Raw genomic sequence first — 17,075 nt, 5'->3', positions numbered from 1 at the left:
ACCGCCAACGTGACATCCAGCCCCCGCTTGGCCATGCCACCCACAGGGGCGTCCCTTTTTGCGCGCGCCCGATGCAGACCCGCAAGAGAGGTGTTGGCTGCGAGGGAGGGGTGACAGTCCGACGCGAAATCTCGCTGTGCACGTATCGTTCGCATATTAACAACCAACCTTATGATAACTAAACGTTCTTACCGAATAATGCCAAGAGATGCGGCCGGCGTGCCGCAATCGTTCTAGGAAGGCACTCTACATCATCTCGTTAAAATTTTAGCAATCCGTAAGATACGGTTAACACATCATGCAAAATCACCGCTTCAGAGTGTCGCCACTTAAACAGCCGACATGAAAGGATTTTTTTGCAAATGCTCAGTGGCTGTCTTTTTAGTTAGGTTGAATCATGTGCCTACAGCAAACGCTGTGGTTACCAAACTTTTTGCAGCCAGTCCAAGCCGTAAGCAACATGGGAATGAAAACGCAGGTTTCGCCTCTCTATACCCCGAAAAGTCACAGTTTTCTGGTTTGGTATGACAGGAACTTGAACACCTGCTCCCAAGTCGCCGCGTCAGAGGGGCATATGAGTTCTTCGCTTCCTCAAGCGTCGTAAGATAATATCTTAATAATTCCATATTTTGATATATCCTTATAAAGGCTACCTGTTTGCGAAAATTAACTTAAAGTTGTTTATCGTAATTTGTTAAATCTTTGGTTGTTAACCGCGCAATGCTAGGTTGTGTTGATAAAAGAGACTCGCATAGTGACTTGATCGTGATCTAACCTGGTGTCTGCGAGGGAGATCAGCTTGGCACGAGAACGGATATCGGACGAGGAATGGGCTTTTAATGAACGCTTCATTTTGGCCGTGCGCCCCGAACGAGCGCAAGCCCACTAATCACCGCCTTGTTCTGAATAGGATTTTCTGGATCGCGCGGACCGGCTCTCTTTTGCGTAACCTCCCAGAAGAATTCGGGAAGTGGTCCAGTGTCTACCGCCGGTTCCGGCTTGGAACGCCTCGGCGGGAGCTGCGCGGGAATGGGGATGATCAGGCAAGAAGAGGAAAGGGTTATCCTCAGGGAGCACCAGATCGCTGCCTCTTAGGAGGGCTTGGACCTCGACCAGAGCGCTGGTGGCAGTGGTAGGATTTGCTGGTGAGACGGCACCTGCAGCCGGTGTCCCCCATTGGATCAACCCCGAACGTTCCGGCACCATGTGCAAGCTAAACGTGAGGGGCAGGCGTTGCGCCGACGGCGAGAAGAGAAGCCGCCTGCGGCGGCGCGATCCCCGGCCCTCCCTAAATCCGCTAAAGATCAAGGGCCGGAGGAGTGTCAAAGCCTGTGGCAGGATGAAGCGGTTATTCAGTGAGACGTGCCTGCTGTCATAGCCGCTTCAGAGCAGTGCTTTGAGCATTAGAACCATAAGGCTTTATCGCGCGCTCTATAGCACTCCGAACAGGTTTATCGTAAAGATTTGGCAGGATTGCCGAGGTTACGACGATGAGCACCACAAGAGTTGCCCAAGCAATCACCTTCCAAGCTTCAGGTATGCCGCTATCACTAATGATCTTCTCGCCAAGGTAGAGGGCAGGTGTATGGATAATATAGAGCGGGTAAGAAATTCGTCCGAGCTCATGGCAGATCGTTTTGACAGCGCCTGTGGGCTGCCAGGAGGCGGCTAGATACAACATCGGCGGGAACACCAGCATGATGATCGCAAGGTCGAGCCACCACCGCTTGGGGCCGATGATCAGCAGAGGGAGGAGAGCCACTAGCACAAGGAGGGGCACCATATTGCCAGTCCTGATGCGGGGAGCGAACCGAAACAGTAGGATGCCAGCTATGAATGAAAAGCCAACTCTCGGCACCGCGCCCACAAGATTATAAGCATTCCATCCGAGATGCAGCGAGCCAAAGTGCATGGCAGCGGCAACCAAGGCCAAGGCACTGACTGCGAGGAGGGACAGGAGCACCCGCGACGATAGCATAGCAACCGTCAAAGCAAACGCAATGTTGATTGCCATTTCAAAGAACAATGACCAGGACGGCCCGTTCAGCGGAAAGATAGGTGGGATGTTTTCGATGTAGATAGGCCAAGGGATCATTATGCTACCCAAGATGAAGGCCTTGATCAGTAACATCGCATCGTGACCGAATAGAGCCAAGATGCAGAGACCGAGAAGCTGCCCTAGAAAGTAGAGCGGGTAGAGCCGGACCAGCCTCAGGATCGTAAATTGCACAAGGCTCATGCCCGCCTGCAAGTGGGGACTGTAGGCTTGGGCAATGACAAAGCCGCTGAGACCAAAGAACAGGTCAACTGCCAAGTAACCGTGCGTGATCACCTGTGCCCACTCTGCCCGATAAGCAAGATGGAAGATGACAACCATAACGGCTGCGACACCTCTAAGACCATCAAAGGTAGCATAATTAATGTGCTGTTGCGCCGAACCTGTCAAAGCCGACATTCTAGTTCCTTATGTCATGGCTGGCGGGGCTATAGCTCAAAGGGGGCTAAGATGCACACAAGAATTCGGGTACTACTTCTCTATGCCAGCATTGCTGGGACCTTGAGACGCTGCGCGCCGTGATCGACAATGCTTTGACCAGCAGTCCTCTCATCCTAGACGATCAGTTCTTTGCCGACTGAGAACAGGCAGTGCCGCCAAGTTCTGACCTGTCGTGGCTGGTCATCTTACTTATCGCAGGGATTATATGTCTTTCAATTTACTTTTGCTGGCTACTTTCGGCCCGTGCACTAGACGCAGTTGGTACCTTCGCTTTCCCGCCGCGTCTGCGTTATTGAATTAGCTAATAATAAGGTATAAATTTATGCCAAAAATCACCTGCTATCCATGCCTTCTGATAATCCCTAGTTGCTTTATCAGTCCCTGCAAAAATAAAAATATTCCTGTAAATTCAAATCCCTCTTCAATTGTTGCCAGGCATCGATAAGCGATGTTATCACGACCATATTTTTGAATATAAGGGGAGTTTAGTGAGTCAACGAACACGCTTCCTAGAACAAAAAATATTGCTGCAAATATTATACAATGCATTACGTTCCTATTCAGTCTAAAGAGAAACTTTAAATAGCTAAAGCCTCCTGAAATAAAGAATATAATAGCAACAATAGAGACAGCGAGAATTTCCATCCTCTCATGAACCATGGAAGCTTCATCCATTGACAGGAACACCAATAGAATAGAAATACCGAGCCAGCACTTTTTATTTTCAACAGCATCTTGCTTATATAAGAAAAATGACAACGTCCCCGCTATTAATAGAAGGCTGGATCCTAGCCATGCAGGGATGGTGTTTTCTTCATCAAGGTCAAACATGTCAATCACCGGGTATATACCCAGTGCATACTCAAATCCGAAATAAAACCTTATAATGTAATAAAACCATGAAATTATGAATGATAATACTACTAAAAAAATTGCTAAAGACAAGAATTTTGAATTTGATATATCGTAACTTATCACTTTGTCCGCCCTTTAGTGATTAATTTTAAATGCCATCAATCTGTTACAATAGTTTTTATAAGAGACGGTACAGTTAAGTAACCTGACCTTTGGTTACTTTTTCCCGCAGCGTTAGCCGATATCTGTGCCTTCCCAACGTGAGAAACCGCCAGAAGAAGAGGGTCAGTTGCTGTCTGGGAATGATTTCGAACCGATAAGGCAGCAAGCCGCGAGAGCGGATGTACCTGTAGGAACGGGAGATCTTTGACTCTCGCCCCACCACCCCCGGATGATCCCCGCTCCCTCTCATCTCACCCCGCAACCCCGGGCTGATCCCCACTCCCTCCTTCGTTTCGGCGCATAACACCCCTCCAAAGGCGGGCGCTAATGAAGGCTGAAGTCTGGGGTATTGGCAGCATCTTGTTCAAGGAGGAAAATCTCATAATTAGTAAGGATATATCCACATAGGTAATATATATAGGGCTGGCATTACCAAAAGACGTGCCAGTCGTAGTAATAATAACGTTTCTTTGATTCATCCTCAACCATATATATTATATTTTCAAAATGCTATTGACGGGATTTTTAGGTGAACGGTAGTAATCGGTAGGATTAAGTTTACCTTTTACCATAATTTATAATATGATTTATAGGCGAAAATGCTCATTGCCGGTTTACTATATTATTTGAAGGTGCAGTTTAAGAAAAGTATCCATATATTATTCGAAGGGTCGAGTCCTTCCAAGATAACTTTATTTAGGCTCCAGACCCATTGATTTCGTTCCTTTGGTGTGATTCAGGCCGCCACAAGGAGACCTAGGGTCAGGATGCATTGATTTCCGTTGCGGTGCGTGATTCACGGCTTCGGAAGCGGAGCGATGACATGAGCGACCTTTTCTGGCTGACCGACGCGCAGATGACACGTCTCGCTCCCTATTTTCCGAAGGCCCACGGCAAGCCACGCGTTGGTGACATGCGCGTTCTCAGAGGGATTATCTTCATTATCCGCAATGGCTTGCGCTGGCGTAATGCACCCACTGCCTCTGGACCTCACAAGACGCTGTATAGCCGTTGGAGGCGCTGGAGCGAGAAGGGCATCTTTGCCCGGATGATGGCCGGTCTCGCTGCGGAACACGGTGAGGAGACGACCGTAATAATCGACGCGACATACCTGAAGGCACATCGAACAGCGATCAGTATGGCCGTCAAAAAGGGGGGCGTGGCCGCCTGATCGGCCGCACCAAAGGCGGTATGAACACCAAGCTGCATGCCAGCTGCGACGGCCAGGGACGACCGCTTGAACTACTTATCACTGCCGGGCAGGTAGGCGATTATATTGGAGCGCGGGCGCTTCTCAGCAGCCTGCCGAAGGTCAAATGGCTGCTCGGCGATCGTGGTTATGACGCTGACTGGCTGAGAGAGGCGTTGCAGGACAAGGGGATAAGCGCTTGCATCCCCAGTCGGAAGCAACGCAAGAGGCCGGTCAAGTATGACAAGCGGCGCTACAAGCGGCGAAGCCGCATCGAGATCATACTCGGTCGCCTGAAGGACTAGAGACGGGTGGCCACGCGTTACGACAGATGTCCAGAGACATATCTCCCCGCCATCACCATTGGTCGCGACTGCCTTGTTCTGGCTGTGAAACTCAATAAGTCTGGAACCTAGGAAATACCTGAAGATGCGGCCGGTCAAGCGCTCTGACAGTACGATTCTTCCTGTACTGCCGGTTCGATGCTTAATAAGAACATTTGGAAAACTCATCCTGCTTGATCGGAAAGCAGGATTGCCGCGCTCGATATCAGGCAGGCAGGTAAGCACACCTAGAGACCCACGCACATGAACGAAGCGGCATGTCGGAAGTTGGTGTTGACCGGTTAACCCTTCCGAGGACTGCATGACTCGCTGGACCGATACTGCTTTGATCTTTGTCGCCGCCGTTGCGCTGTCATGGCTGGGCTGGATGCTGATCAACCGTCTTCTGCTGCGCCTGATCGCGCAGCGCAGTGATTTCTGGCGTCCGCTGCTGGCCCGGTCCCGCGGGCCGGTCCAGCTGGCGCTGATCATTGTCGCCTTGTCCATTGCCACCCGTATCGCGCCCCTGACGGTCGAGGAAATCGCCACCCTACGCCATGTGCTGCTGTTATGCTTCATCGCCTGCATGACCCTTGTGGCCCGCACCGCGCTGCAGATCTGGGTCGCGCTGCATCTGCGCCGTTTCCGCATCGATGTCGAAGACAATCTGCTGGCTCGCAAGCATGTCACCCAGTCCCGCATCCTACAGCAGGTGGGCAGCCTGCTGATCGTTGCCGTCGGCATCAGTGCGGCATTGATGTCATTTGACAGCGTGCGGCAATACGGCGTCAGCCTGCTGGCCTCGGCGGGTGCAGCGGGGTTGGTCGTGGGCCTGGCCCTGCAGCCCGTGCTGCGCAACCTGTTCGCGGGCATCCAGTTGGCCATCACCCAGCCCATCCGTATCGACGACGCAGTCATCGTCGAGGGCGAATGGGGCAATGTCGAGGAGATCGGCGGCACCTATGTGGTGATCCGCATCTGGGACAAGCGCCGCCTGATCGTGCCGCTGAGCTATTTCATGGACCAGCCCTTCCAAAACTGGACACGGGCGGATGCGACGCTGATCGGAGTAGTGATGCTTTATGTCGATTACGCGGTCAGCATTCCCGACCTGCGCCTTGAGGCGGAACGTATCGTTCGAGCGTCACCCCTGTGGGACCGCGACGTGTTTGCCCTGCAGGTTACCGATTTCCGTGAGACCGTGACCGAGGTGCGCATCCTGGCCAGTGCCCGCAACGCCGGACGTGCCTTCGATCTGCGTTGCGAGATCAGAGAGCACCTGCTGGCCTATCTGCAGACGGACCAGCCCCATGCCATGCCCCGCCATCGGAGCAGCATCCAGATGGACGACCGCCCCGATCGTTCCGCAGGTCTGGCCGACAAGGGGATCATCGAGGTCAACGGCTAGGTCCGGCGGCTGTCACCGTGGCACGCCTTCCAAAGTTTTGTCGCAGAGATCGTGACGTCCTTTTCGATCGGCTTTCGGCACAGAGAGGGCAGGCAAGCCTCACTTGGGCTGGATGGACAGCTGATTGCGCGCGGTTTTTGGCCGGGTAGCACGCGATCCGCGGGTGTTGCGGATAGTGGCCAGAATCACATAGCCCAGAATCACCATCTGCAGAAAAACCACAGCCAGCAACGCCATGCCCATGCTTTCCCAAGCCGAATATCCCGCCGCCGAGCCCCCGATCAGGGCCACCGCGGTCGTCGTCAAGGCAGCCAGCAGGTAACAGATGACAAACATGCCGCATCTCTCATCAGATTGCCCCCGCTATAGCACGGGAGACATCAAGGTGAGCGACAAAGGTTAAGAAAACCTTACCGACCCGTCATGCGACGCTTGAGCGACATGTAGGATTTGGGGCCGGCCAGATAGTTTTCCATCTCTCCAGGCAGCAGGAACGACTTGAGCTTGCGCAGGTTCACGCGGTCGTAGACGACGCCCAGGCACCGCGATTCCAGTAGGGAATCCTCGGCCAGGGCGGTCTCGGCCATGGCACGCGAGGTGCGGCCCCATTCGGCCACGATGACGAACTGCGCCAGTTCGTGCAGGATCGCCCGGCCCTGGGCCACAGGGTACAGCGGCGGGACGTCGACGATGACGCGGCTGAAATCGCCGTCGCGCGCCTCGGCCGCGATCTGGCCCAGCATCTGGCCGGTCAGCAGGTCGTCCGAAGGCCCGCCCTGGTCCAGCCCGCAGGGCAGCACGACCAGGTTGGTGTTGGCGATGCCCACCAGCATGTCCTGCCAGTTCCCGCCGCCGCTGACCGCGTCGGTCAGGCCTGGCTTGCGGTCTAGGCCCAGCATTCGGCTGAGCGTGCGGCCGCGACTGTCGGCGTCGATCAGCAGGACAGAATGCATGCCGATGCCCAGCTGGCCCGCCAGGTTGAAGGCAACCGAGGACCGTCCGTCAAAGGGATGGAACGACGTGACGCCCGTGACGGGCAGCGCCCGGCCCGTCGCCTCGCCCGCAAGGCGGACATGGCGCAGCGTTTCGGCATAGACGGAGTCGGGATAGTGCAGCACTGGAACCGGAACCTGGATGACCGGCGGCCGCAGCCTGGACAGGACGGGCAGTGTCTGCCCGCTGGCCGTGATCGGCGGTGTCCGGGTGGCCGCGGGTGTCGCGCCCACCGCACGGGGACGACGGACAGCGGGCAGCACCGGCAGATGGCCCAGAAACCGTAGGCTCGAATATTCGGTCAGGTCGGTGGACGTGCGCAGCGAGCGTTCGCGCCATTCGCGCAGCGCGGCGATGGTCATGCCCAGGAACATCCCCAGCAGCGTCGCGGCCAGCGCCGTACGCAGCACCGCCGGGCCCGAGGGCGTGGTCGGCACCTGGGCATAGGACAGGATCCGCACGTTCGACACCGGGAAGGACTGCTGTTGCTCGATCTCCTGCGACCGGGTCAGGGTCTGCTGATAGATCGCGGACAGGGTGGCAGCCTCTTCTTGCAAAGCCCGCAGCCGGACGAAATTGGCGGCCTGGTCGCTGTTGCGGGCCGAGGCCTGCTGAACGCTTTCCTGCAGGGCCTCGACGCGGGCATTGGCGACGTCCAGTGTGCTCTGGGCCTCGGCGCGTTGAGCCTGCAGTTCGATGAACAGGCGTTCGGCAGTGCTGATCAGGGTCTGCTGCAGGCCGGGGACCTGCGGATGCTCCGGTCCCGACGAGGCCAGCAGGCGCTGCAGCCGAGCTTGGACATCGTTGTAGGAATCCAGCCGCGCCCGCAGTTCGTCCGACACCTCGCCGCCGATGGCCAGCGAGCTGTTGCTGTTGGTCAGCCCCTCGACCCCGCCGGCGACGGCGCGGTCATAGGTGTCCAGAACCGCCCGCGCCCGCGCCGCCTCGGTCAGGACCTCAGTCAGGCTGGAGTTCAGTTCGTTCAGCGCCTGTTCGGTCAGAAGCCCGCCCGAGGAGAACTCGACCAGGCTGTTCTCGGCGGCAAAACGTTCGGCCGCGCCGGCGGCAGCCTGCGCCTGCGCCTGCAGCTCCTCCAGGCGGGTGCGCATCCAGGCATTGGTCTGGCCGATGGAATCGGCATTCGAGGCCAGGATGTCCTGGACATAGAGATCGGCATAGGCATTGGCGACCTGCGCCGCGATCTCGGGGTCGTGCGAGGAATAGCTAACCGCCACGGCAGAGCTCTGGCCGATCCGGTCCACCCGGATCTCGCCCCGCAGCCGCGCGGCGGCCAGGCGACGCGCTGGGTCGACCTGCGCCATCGTCGCGTCGGACGCCATCAGGTCGTCCGGATTGATGACGTCGGCGGGGGTGGTCAGCGCGACCAGCTGGTCGCGGATCCAGGTCACCGGCCAGAACACCGTCGACAGGAAGCCCCCGATGGCCGAGGTGAAGGCCGACCGCGGCGGGTCCATGAACGATGGGTTCTCCTGCAGCCCGGTCAGGTTCAGCACGTCGTCGGCCAGCTTGTTCGATTCCAAGACGACGCGCGCGTTCTCAATCCGCTCGACCGGAAGGGCGGCGCTGGCGATGCCGCCCGCCTGCTGGACGGACCGGTTGACGTTGCTGTCCAGAAGCAGGCTGGAATAGGTGGTGTAGGTTTCGGGCTTGGCGATGGAATAGGTCAGGCCCAGCATCCCCACCAGCACGGCGGGCAGCACGATGGTCGTGCGCTGCCGGCGCAATGCCACCATCAACCGCCGCAGATCGATGGTCTGAGCCGGCGCGGCCGGTGCCTCGATATAGGCCATGTTCCCGTCATAGGGCTTAAGTTCGCGTCCCATCAGCTTTCCTTGGGTCCCGAGCGGGGTTCGGTATCCGACCGATCCGGCGCCGTTCCATAAATTTCGATCTGCCGTGCGCCGCCAAGATGGGCGGCTGCCCCGACATGAAGCGCCGCACGCATCAGCTGGCGGTTGCGCCAGGCCGGACGTGCCGCCCCGACTACGGCCAGTCCGCCGCAGGCCAGGGCCTTGGCCACCGCCATCCCGGCCGCGCGGATGCGCCTGGCGCGCGGGCGTCCCTGGACGATCAGGCTGGCATGCGTCTGACCCATCCGATAGCGGCGCCGCAGCAACCAGGCAAGACGCGCGCGGTCCGATGGCACAGTTTCGTGCACGACAGCCAGGGGCGCAAAGGCGATTTTCCCACCAGCGGCCAGAAAACCGGCAAAAAAGGCACTGTCCTCGCCGCCTGAACGGCCCCGGACCGGGTCGAACGACAGTTGTCGCGCCGCCGGGTCGGCCAGGTCGACAAGCACGTTGCAGGTATAGCCGCTGGTGATCGAGCCATCCGGGTCATAGACTGGCAGCGTGTCATGCGCCCGCGCGCGGTCCATCCAGCCCGGCGCGTCGGGAAGGTAATGGGCACGCACCGGCCCCAGGACGGCGCCTGCATCCGCATCGCGCCACGCCGCCACAAGATGCATCAGCCAGTCGGGTTCGACCGTCTCGTCATCGTCCAGATAGACCAGCAGCCGCGCGCCTGTGGCGCGGGCGTGATCCAGCAGCGCGTTCCGCGCGATCGAGATGTTGGCCTGGGGCGCATGCAGATAGCTGACCTCGAGGGGGTGGTCGACGGTGATCCCTTCGACCAGGTCGCGGGCCGAGGGCTGCGCGTCGTTGTCGGCGATGGCCACGGACACCGGCAACCCGCAGGGCGTCAGCGCGGCAAGCGATGCCAGCGTGGCGGCCAGTTCCGGGCGCCGGAAGGTGCAGATGCCGATCAGCACCCTGTCGTGAAACAAAGGCGCACTCATGCAGGGGTCCGTTCCGCAGCGGGTTTGCGGGACAGCCATTCCCGCCAGAACCCGGCAGACCAGGCCATGTGCATGGTCCCCGCCACCAATCCCGCAACCAGCCCGCGGGGCCGCCCGCTCTGCAGAGCGATCATGACGCCGCCGGCCAGACAGGCCACCAGCCACAGCAGCAACGGCAGGGCAAAGACCGCGCCGAACGGCACCAGCACGACCAGTGCCGCCGCCGGGGCCAGCATGGCCACGACAGCCTGGCGGGCCGCGGGGCGGGTCCCGTTCTTTTGCAGGTTGCGGGACCGCCCGCGCCCGAAATTGAAATATTGCCGGATCAGGGGGCCAAGGCGCGCCCGCGGGAAATAGGTCAGCCGGGTCCGCCCGGTCAGCCAGATACGATGGCCCGCGGCTGTCAGCCGGTGGTCCAACTCGGCATCCTCGTTGTGGCTGAAGCGCGCGTCATAGCCGCCCACCGCCCGAAAGGCGTCGATCCGCATCAGGGCGTGATGCCCGTGATCCACCCAGGCTCCACCGCCCGCCAGCCGGTGTGCCGACCCGCCATTGCCCAAGCGCGAATTCTGCGCCTCGGCGATGACCTGCTGCAGAAACCCCTGGCCCTCGGCATGCATGGTGACGACGACGCTGTCGGCACCGGTCCGCTGCGCCTCAGCCAGCAGAACGTCGCCGTAATCGGCGGGATAATCGCTGTGCGCATCCAGCCGCAGCAGCCATTCGGCCCCGTCCCCGAACCGGTCCACGGCCAGATTCACCCCCGCCGATTGCAGCCGGCCGGGATTGTCGATCAACCGGATCAGGGGATCGGCGGCGGCTCGGCGGCGGACGATGTCGCAGGTCGCATCATGCGATCCGCCATCGGCGACCACGACCAGCCCGTTCACCCGCGCGGCAAAGGCCGCGGCAAAGGTCAGGACGCCATCGATGTGGCGCGCCTCGTTTAGGGCCGGAATGACGATCAGCATATGGGGTTCTGACATCGGGACCTCAGGCAGCGGCGGCGGATGCGACCGAGGCCGCGTCCCCTGCACCGCAGATGGCGGCCGTCAGGTGACGGCATTCGACCTCGTCCATCTCCAGCGCGGCGCGGGGAAGGGCCGCGACCGCGGCACGGCGCGCGGCCAGACCCGCGGGATCGATGGCGGACAGGGCCGCAGCGACTGCCGCGGCATCGGGCGCCGCGACGGTGACGCCGCATCCCCAGGCCGCGACACGGCGTGCAACCTCGGTCCCATCCAGAACCACGGGAACGGCGCCGTTCAGGCATCCTTCGTACAGGCGGTTGGGAAGCAACCAATCAGAGTTCTGCCCCGCCTGATACCGGTCGATCAGCCAAGCCACGTCCAGCTGCGCATAGATCTTGGGCAGATCGTTGGGCCAGTCATAGGCGCCCATGAAGGACAGGTCGGGATTGGCATCCACGACCGCGTGGAAATCCTCCATGACGTCGAGGGCCGGACGCCCGCGCAGGATGACCCGGAACCGTCCGGGCTGCGCACGGGTGACCTGATCCAGCACTTGGAGGGACCAGCGACAGCGCAGCATCCCGAACCAGCCGACGATCAGTGGGCCCCCCTGCTCCGCCCCGCCGGGTGCGGGAACGGCCTGCGGCGACGACGGAACGGGCCGGGCGAAGGGCTTGTTCTCGACCAGCAGGACTGGGACGTCCGGCTGCTTGAAATGGCGCAGATAGCGCGTCTGGAACGCGGGCGAGGACAGGACGACCAAGCTGGTGCGTGCCATCAGCCCGGCCTCGACCCGGCGCAGGATACGGGCGGGCATGCCCTGCCCCAGCATCATGCCATGGATGTCCAGCAGCTCATAGACCAGCCGCGCGCCCAGGGCGCGTGCCAGCCGCGCGCCCAGGGCCAGCATTTCCAGATTGCGGGCCAGGATGACCTCGGGGCCGCCGTCCTGCGGCGGGACAAGGCGCGCGATGCGGGGCCATGCCTCGGCGATCGCGCGGACGCGCTGGATCATGCGGCCGTTCGACGTCCGTCCCAGTACCGTCGTAGGTTCGGGCAACGCCCCCTGCCCCCGCCGGAACCCCGCGACCCGAACCTGTGCCCCGCCCTGGCGCAGCATCCTGACCCGTCGCCAGATCGAGGGGTCGTCAAGATCATGGGCAAGATATGTTACTCGCAAAAAGGGTCTCCGGCAGGATGATTGTTACAAAGGGTCTTGGGATAAGACATGCAGAAAGCGCTTGGGACACCCGAGAAAAGTAGGCTCTGGATAGACAATTACATCGCACGGGAAAACAGCCTAATAGGACAACTTTCATGATCAATTTACAATGACACGTGAGGTGCTAAACCATAAGGCGAATTAGCCACTCGGCATCCGGCAGGCTTCCTAGCAGGGCCGCCGCATCCATGTAGTCACTGATTTAGCCCGGGGTCATGAGGGGCGGACAGGATGGGCCAGCTCGTCCAACACTGCGTACAGCTTAGTGTTCAGCCCACCCTTCGTCCGCCCAATTAGGCGCCTACACTTCTCGTTGGCCCCCTTTTGACTCGCAAGATAGAGGCCGTGCGATGCGCCTTCAGATAGGTCGCGTTTATTATTACGAGCTTATCTTCACCCCCCGCCGGAGGCCAACCCCTCCATGATCTAGGCGAAGACCCTTATCCGGCTCCAGCGGACCCATCCTTGGGAAAGAAGGGCCGCAGTCGCTCCATCTGCTCGTCCGTAAGCTAGAAAAGGTTGCTCATCATCACCCTGCCACTCCGGGTTCTTGAACCACGCGGCAGAGCGGCAGAGCACTCCTAAGCAGATCAAGGGGTCCTGAACCTAGTGGCCTTAGGTACGAGGCTAGAGCACTAGTCCCCGCCGAACAGATCGCGTGTGAACACGCGGTCGGCCACGTCCTGCAGGTCCGGGGTCAGGCGGTTCGCCACGATCAGGTCAGCGCGCGCCTTGAACGCGGCCAGGTCGCGGATTACCTCTGACCCGAAGAACCGCGCGTCGGGAAGGGCGGGTTCAAACACCACGACCTCCACCCCCTTTGCCTTCAGCCGCTTCATGACGCCCTGGACGGCGGATTGGCGGAAATTGTCGGACCCGGCCTTCATCACCAGGCGATGGATGCCCACGACCTGCGGCCTGCGCGCCAGGATGGCGTCGGCGATCACGTCCTTGCGGGTCCGGTTCGCCTCGACCACCGCGGCGATCAGGTTCTGGGGCACGTCGTTGTAGTTCGCCAACAGCTGCTTGCTGTCCTTGGGCAGGCAGTAGCCGCCATAGCCGAAGGACGGGTTGTTGTAATGGGCGCCGATGCGCGGATCCAGCCCGACACCCTGGATGATCTGGCGGCTGTCCAAGCCAAGCGACAGGGCATAGCTGTCCAGCTCGTTGAAATAGGCCACGCGCAGGGCAAGATAGGTGTTCGCGAACAGCTTGATCGCCTCTGCCTCGGTCGAGCCGGTCAGCAGGACCGGCACGTCGTCGTTCAGCGCCGCCTCGGCCAGCAGGTCGGCAAAGGCCCGGCCGCGGGCGCTGTCCTCGCCCACCACGATGCGGGAGGGGTGCAGGTTGTCGTGCAGCGCGCGCCCCTCGCGCAGGAATTCCGGACTGAAGATCACCTGCTCCGTGCCAAGCCGGGCGCGAACGTCGCGGGTAAAGCCCACCGGGACCGTCGACTTGACCACGATCACCGCCTGCGGCGCCAGCCGCGTGACATCCCGGATCACGTCCTCGACGCTGGAGGTGTTGAAGTAGTTGGTGACCGGATCATAATCGGTGGGCGTCGCCACGATCACGAAGTCAGCCCCCGCATAGGCCGCCGCCGGGTCGGTCGTCGCGGTCAGGTCCAGGTTCTGAGTGGCCAGGTGGTGGGCGATGTCCGCGTCGATGATCGGACAGCGCCGGTCGTTCAGCATGGCCACACGCCCCGCGTCCACGTCCAGCGCGCGGACGGTATTGCGCGCGGCCAGCAGGACGGCATTGGACAGGCCGACATAGCCGATGCCCGCGACGGCGATTGTTTTCCCGGACATGGCAGGCCTCCTGATGATGTGGCCGGCACAATAGCGTGCGGGAGCGAGGTTACAACCGCTAGAAACCGTGTATGAAGCACATCTTTGACCTCCTTACCTTTGTTATCCCCTAGGCCCTGAGTTATTGAGTTTTACAGTCAGAACAAGACGGTTGCGGTGAGCATGATCGCGGAGAGGAACGTTTCCGGGCACTGATCGTATCGCGTCGCGACGCGCCGATAGTCCTTAAGGCGCCCGAACAAAATTTTGATGCGGTTGCGCCGTCTGTAACGCCACTTGTCGTATTTAACGGCCTTCTCGCGGGACTTAAGGCCCGGAATGCAGACCTTTATCCCCTTGTTTCTCCGAGCTTCGCTGAAAAAATCGGCATCATAGCCCTAATCTTCTAGAAGCCAGCCTGCCTTCGGCAGGCTGGCTAGCAGAGCCGCCGCGCCGGTATGATCACTCACTTCACCCGCTTACATTAAGAACCCGATCGGCCGCCCTCGCATCCGCCACAGCGTGCACCTTGGTGTTCATGCCACCTCTGGTTCGCCCGATCTGGCGCCCGCGCCCCCTTTTTTGACCATAAGGCTTGATGACATGCGGTGTGCCTTAAGATAGGTCGCATCGTTCATGATGGTCCTGTGCTCGGCACTTTCGGCGGCCAAGCCTACTATAATCCGGGCGAAGACACCGTTGTCGCTCTAGCGCTTCCACCGGTCGTAGAGGGTCTTGGCGGGGCCATACTCATTCGGTGCGTCACGCTAGCGCACCCCATTGCGATTGATGAAAATTATGCTGAAGACGCGACGATCATCAACACGCGGCTTGCCATGGCTCTTAGGAAAGAAGGCTTCAACCGCTCCATCTGCGCCTCGGTTAGCCAGAAAAGGTTGCTTATCGATCAGGTCTCCTGTGGAGCCTGAATCACGCCAACAGCCTGAAATCAATGGATCTGGAGCCTAGGATCTCGACAGTGTTCAGCTCGTCATCACTGGCGGCCTTCAGCCCCTGCGCCAGACATGGCGGGAACGCGAAGGTGCAACCATTGGTCAGGTTTACGGTCATCCGGCTGTTGCGCCGGTCATAGCGCACCGTTTCCGCGCGAGGTTCTCTGCTCCGCCAACTGGCCCCGTTCCAGGGCAGCATCGATCTCGGCGTCTGTCAGTTCAGCCATAGGATCCTCCCTACTGTGCAAGAGGCAGATCCTGCTGATCGCGAACGGCCTGGAGCCGGACAGTGGACCTCGTTGCTCTTCATGTCCCGCGCTAAGATCAAGACCGGAGGCTAGCTGGAAGGGAGGTGTAAAGAATATAATATTTCAACCTCAACGGTATCTTCAGCGTAAACTCGCTGAGAAGCGCACTCAGACCACAACCACCCTAATAAATCAATTTATTTGTGGTTAGCTTTACCGCATGAATCAGCATTCCAAAAATCTGCGCATGTTGTGGATGGACATCTTGCGAGGCGCGGCTATTTTGGCTGTCATTACTTTCCATTCAGTAACGTTCATCGAACGATATGATTTTGAAGCCACTAAGCTTTGGAAGAACCTCAACGAAACCCTCACACTATTTCGGATGCCGATCCTGATTTTTATGTCCGGGATGCTTTTGCCAAAGTCTCTGGCTAAATCTACGTCAGAATACTTTTCTGGAAAGTTCTGCGGGATTTTATGGCCGTTTCTAGTATGGTCAACGATATACGCAGTATTAATAGGTGTCGATTTTTCAAGCTTGTACGAGTTGCGCCAGCTTTATATGGGCGGCAGTCACCTTTGGTTTTTAGCCTTCATTTTTATCTACTACCTTGTTGCCAAGCCCCTCAATTCAATTGATCCTCTCGTTGTTGCAGGAGGCGCTTTCATCCTTGCTTTTATCTCACCTGATGGTGGAAAATACTCTGAACGGTTATTCTTCCTAATGGCGCTATTTTTTCTTGGAAGTGCCGTATCTCACTATACGGTACAGATGGGAAAGGTTCTTAGATCCCCCTGGATCTGGTTGCTAACGCCATTCGTATTGACATCGGCGTTTTTAACAGCTCGCGATGACTTGGACTTTGGGCCATATTGGTTTGGAATATCGTTCACAGGATTTCTGTTCTTTTCTGCTATTGCACAGAAACTCGAGGCAACGGGCATATCTAGGCCGTTAATCTGGATTGGACAGAGATCCATCATATTCTACGTCAGCCATGCCATCTTTATTATTATTATTGCAAAGCTTGCTAAGCATATGGGGATCACAAGCTATGCTTTTACAGCGTTAGTATCCGTTGTTTTCAGTTTAGCTGGCGGATGGATTTTAGCGGTGGGAGTGGAAAAATGGTCCTTTATAGGATGGCTATTTAATTTTCCTGAAAAAAAATAAATTATCTTTAGGGTCAGGACCCATTAATCGGGTTGCGACCACCTTGCCGGCGTGTTTCACGCCCCCAACTGATGGGTGCATGATGAGCAATCTTTTTTGGCTGAGCGACGAGCAGATGGCGCGGCTACGGCCATTCTTTCCAAAGAGCCATGGCAAGCCGAGGGTCAATGATCAGCGGGTGTTGAGCGGGATAATCTTCATCAATCCTGATGGCTTGCGTTGGTCCGATGCGCCGCCGGAATATGGTCCACCGAAGACCGTCTACAACCGATGGAAGCGCCGGAGCGACATGGGTGTTTTCGTCCGGATGATGGAGGGACTTGCTTCCGAAGCCGCCGACCGGAAGACAGTGATGATCGACGCTACCTATCTCAAGACGCACCGTACAGCTTCAAGCCTGCGGTTGAAAAAGGGGGGCGTGGCAGGCTGATTGGGCGAACGAAGGGTGGCATGAACACCAAGTTGTATG

At 58.6% G+C, this 17,075-nt stretch carries 11 protein-coding genes and 5 pseudogenes; 5 read left to right on the top strand and 11 right to left on the bottom strand.

Going from position 1 to position 17,075, the window contains the following annotated elements:
* Nucleotides 1-793: 793 nt before the first annotated feature.
* Nucleotides 794-1,007: pseudogene (locus SY26_RS20810) on the top strand (transposase); the annotation flags it as partial.
* Between the two features lie 365 nt (nucleotides 1,008-1,372).
* Here SY26_RS20810 and SY26_RS19295 read toward each other — a convergent pair.
* Nucleotides 1,373-2,455 (bottom strand): acyltransferase, encoded by a 1,083-nt coding sequence (locus SY26_RS19295; protein ID WP_046001917.1) that lies wholly within the window; start codon nucleotides 2,453-2,455, stop codon nucleotides 1,373-1,375.
* A 381-nt stretch (nucleotides 2,456-2,836) separates the two neighbouring features.
* On the bottom strand, nucleotides 2,837-3,328 hold the full coding sequence (locus tag SY26_RS21415; RefSeq protein ID WP_157020557.1) for a hypothetical protein: 492 nt from the start codon (nucleotides 3,326-3,328) through the stop codon (nucleotides 2,837-2,839).
* Nucleotides 3,329-4,337: 1,009 nt separating this feature from the next.
* Here SY26_RS21415 and SY26_RS20805 point away from each other — a divergent pair.
* Both SY26_RS20805 and SY26_RS19280 read left to right on the top strand, forming a co-directional pair.
* Nucleotides 4,338-5,096, top strand: a pseudogene (locus SY26_RS20805) (IS5 family transposase).
* A 252-nt stretch (nucleotides 5,097-5,348) separates the two neighbouring features.
* A complete protein-coding gene (locus tag SY26_RS19280; RefSeq protein WP_046001915.1) occupies nucleotides 5,349-6,434 on the top strand; it encodes a mechanosensitive ion channel family protein in 1,086 nt (361 codons plus the stop codon).
* Nucleotides 6,435-6,533: 99 nt separating this feature from the next.
* Here the strand turns inward: SY26_RS19280 and SY26_RS19275 are convergent, their stop codons facing one another.
* The 9 genes and pseudogenes from SY26_RS19275 to SY26_RS19240 all read right to left on the bottom strand — a co-directional run bounded on the left by SY26_RS19275 (nucleotide 6,534) and on the right by SY26_RS19240 (nucleotide 15,326).
* On the bottom strand, nucleotides 6,534-6,770 hold the full coding sequence (locus SY26_RS19275) for a hypothetical protein (protein WP_046001914.1): 237 nt from the start codon (nucleotides 6,768-6,770) through the stop codon (nucleotides 6,534-6,536).
* Nucleotides 6,771-6,844: 74 nt separating this feature from the next.
* Nucleotides 6,845-9,271, bottom strand: a complete 2,427-nt coding sequence (locus tag SY26_RS19270) for a Wzz/FepE/Etk N-terminal domain-containing protein (RefSeq protein WP_046001913.1) — start codon at nucleotides 9,269-9,271, stop codon at nucleotides 6,845-6,847.
* Nucleotides 9,271-10,245: a glycosyltransferase family 2 protein gene (locus tag SY26_RS19265; protein ID WP_046001912.1), complete on the bottom strand. Its 975-nt coding sequence runs from the start codon at nucleotides 10,243-10,245 to the stop codon at nucleotides 9,271-9,273. Before SY26_RS19265 ends, SY26_RS19270 begins: the two co-directional genes overlap by 1 nt.
* Nucleotides 10,242-11,231, bottom strand: a complete 990-nt coding sequence (locus SY26_RS19260; protein ID WP_046001911.1) for a glycosyltransferase family 2 protein — start codon at nucleotides 11,229-11,231, stop codon at nucleotides 10,242-10,244. Before SY26_RS19260 ends, SY26_RS19265 begins: the two co-directional genes overlap by 4 nt.
* A gap of 7 nt (nucleotides 11,232-11,238) precedes the next feature.
* The gene (locus tag SY26_RS19255; RefSeq protein WP_139599426.1) at nucleotides 11,239-12,336 is read right to left on the bottom strand and encodes a glycosyltransferase family 4 protein; all 1,098 of its coding nucleotides are present in this window, start codon (nucleotides 12,334-12,336) and stop codon (nucleotides 11,239-11,241) included.
* Between the two features lie 241 nt (nucleotides 12,337-12,577).
* Nucleotides 12,578-12,932: pseudogene (locus tag SY26_RS20800) on the bottom strand (IS5/IS1182 family transposase); the annotation flags it as partial.
* Nucleotides 12,933-13,073: 141 nt separating this feature from the next.
* The gene (locus SY26_RS19250; RefSeq protein ID WP_046001910.1) at nucleotides 13,074-14,249 is read right to left on the bottom strand and encodes a nucleotide sugar dehydrogenase; all 1,176 of its coding nucleotides are present in this window, start codon (nucleotides 14,247-14,249) and stop codon (nucleotides 13,074-13,076) included.
* Between the two features lie 137 nt (nucleotides 14,250-14,386).
* Nucleotides 14,387-15,132: pseudogene (locus SY26_RS20795) on the bottom strand (IS5 family transposase).
* Nucleotides 15,133-15,158: 26 nt separating this feature from the next.
* Complete coding sequence (locus tag SY26_RS19240; protein ID WP_176695180.1) at nucleotides 15,159-15,326, bottom strand: hypothetical protein; 168 nt, start codon at nucleotides 15,324-15,326, stop codon at nucleotides 15,159-15,161.
* Between the two features lie 323 nt (nucleotides 15,327-15,649).
* Here SY26_RS19240 and SY26_RS20790 point away from each other — a divergent pair, with 323 nt between their 5' ends.
* Entirely contained in the window at nucleotides 15,650-16,606 is a 957-nt protein-coding gene (locus SY26_RS20790; protein WP_084693969.1) for an acyltransferase, read from the top strand.
* An 82-nt stretch (nucleotides 16,607-16,688) separates the two neighbouring features.
* Nucleotides 16,689-17,075, top strand: a pseudogene (locus SY26_RS19235) (transposase); the annotation flags it as partial.

It is taken from the genome of Paracoccus sp. 228 (genome assembly GCF_000967825.1).
GTDB classification, from domain to species: domain Bacteria; phylum Pseudomonadota; class Alphaproteobacteria; order Rhodobacterales; family Rhodobacteraceae; genus Paracoccus; species Paracoccus marcusii.
This window is presented reverse-complemented; position numbering and strand designations above follow the sequence as displayed.

Excerpts from the sequence above, each read along its gene's own strand:
- SY26_RS19295 (WP_046001917.1), bottom strand. The coding sequence starts at position 2,455 with ATGTCGGCTTTGACAGGTTCGGCGCAACAGCACATTAATTATGCTACC.
- SY26_RS21415 (WP_157020557.1), bottom strand. The coding sequence starts at position 3,328 with ATGTTTGACCTTGATGAAGAAAACACCATCCCTGCATGGCTAGGATCC.
- SY26_RS19280 (WP_046001915.1), top strand. The coding sequence starts at position 5,349 with ATGACTCGCTGGACCGATACTGCTTTGATCTTTGTCGCCGCCGTTGCG.
- SY26_RS19275 (WP_046001914.1), bottom strand. The coding sequence starts at position 6,770 with ATGTTTGTCATCTGTTACCTGCTGGCTGCCTTGACGACGACCGCGGTG.
- SY26_RS19270 (WP_046001913.1), bottom strand. The coding sequence starts at position 9,271 with ATGGGACGCGAACTTAAGCCCTATGACGGGAACATGGCCTATATCGAG.
- SY26_RS19265 (WP_046001912.1), bottom strand. The coding sequence starts at position 10,245 with ATGAGTGCGCCTTTGTTTCACGACAGGGTGCTGATCGGCATCTGCACC.
- SY26_RS19260 (WP_046001911.1), bottom strand. The coding sequence starts at position 11,231 with ATGTCAGAACCCCATATGCTGATCGTCATTCCGGCCCTAAACGAGGCG.
- SY26_RS19255 (WP_139599426.1), bottom strand. The coding sequence starts at position 12,336 with ATGCTGCGCCAGGGCGGGGCACAGGTTCGGGTCGCGGGGTTCCGGCGG.
- SY26_RS19250 (WP_046001910.1), bottom strand. The coding sequence starts at position 14,249 with ATGTCCGGGAAAACAATCGCCGTCGCGGGCATCGGCTATGTCGGCCTG.
- SY26_RS20790 (WP_084693969.1), top strand. The coding sequence starts at position 15,650 with ATGAATCAGCATTCCAAAAATCTGCGCATGTTGTGGATGGACATCTTG.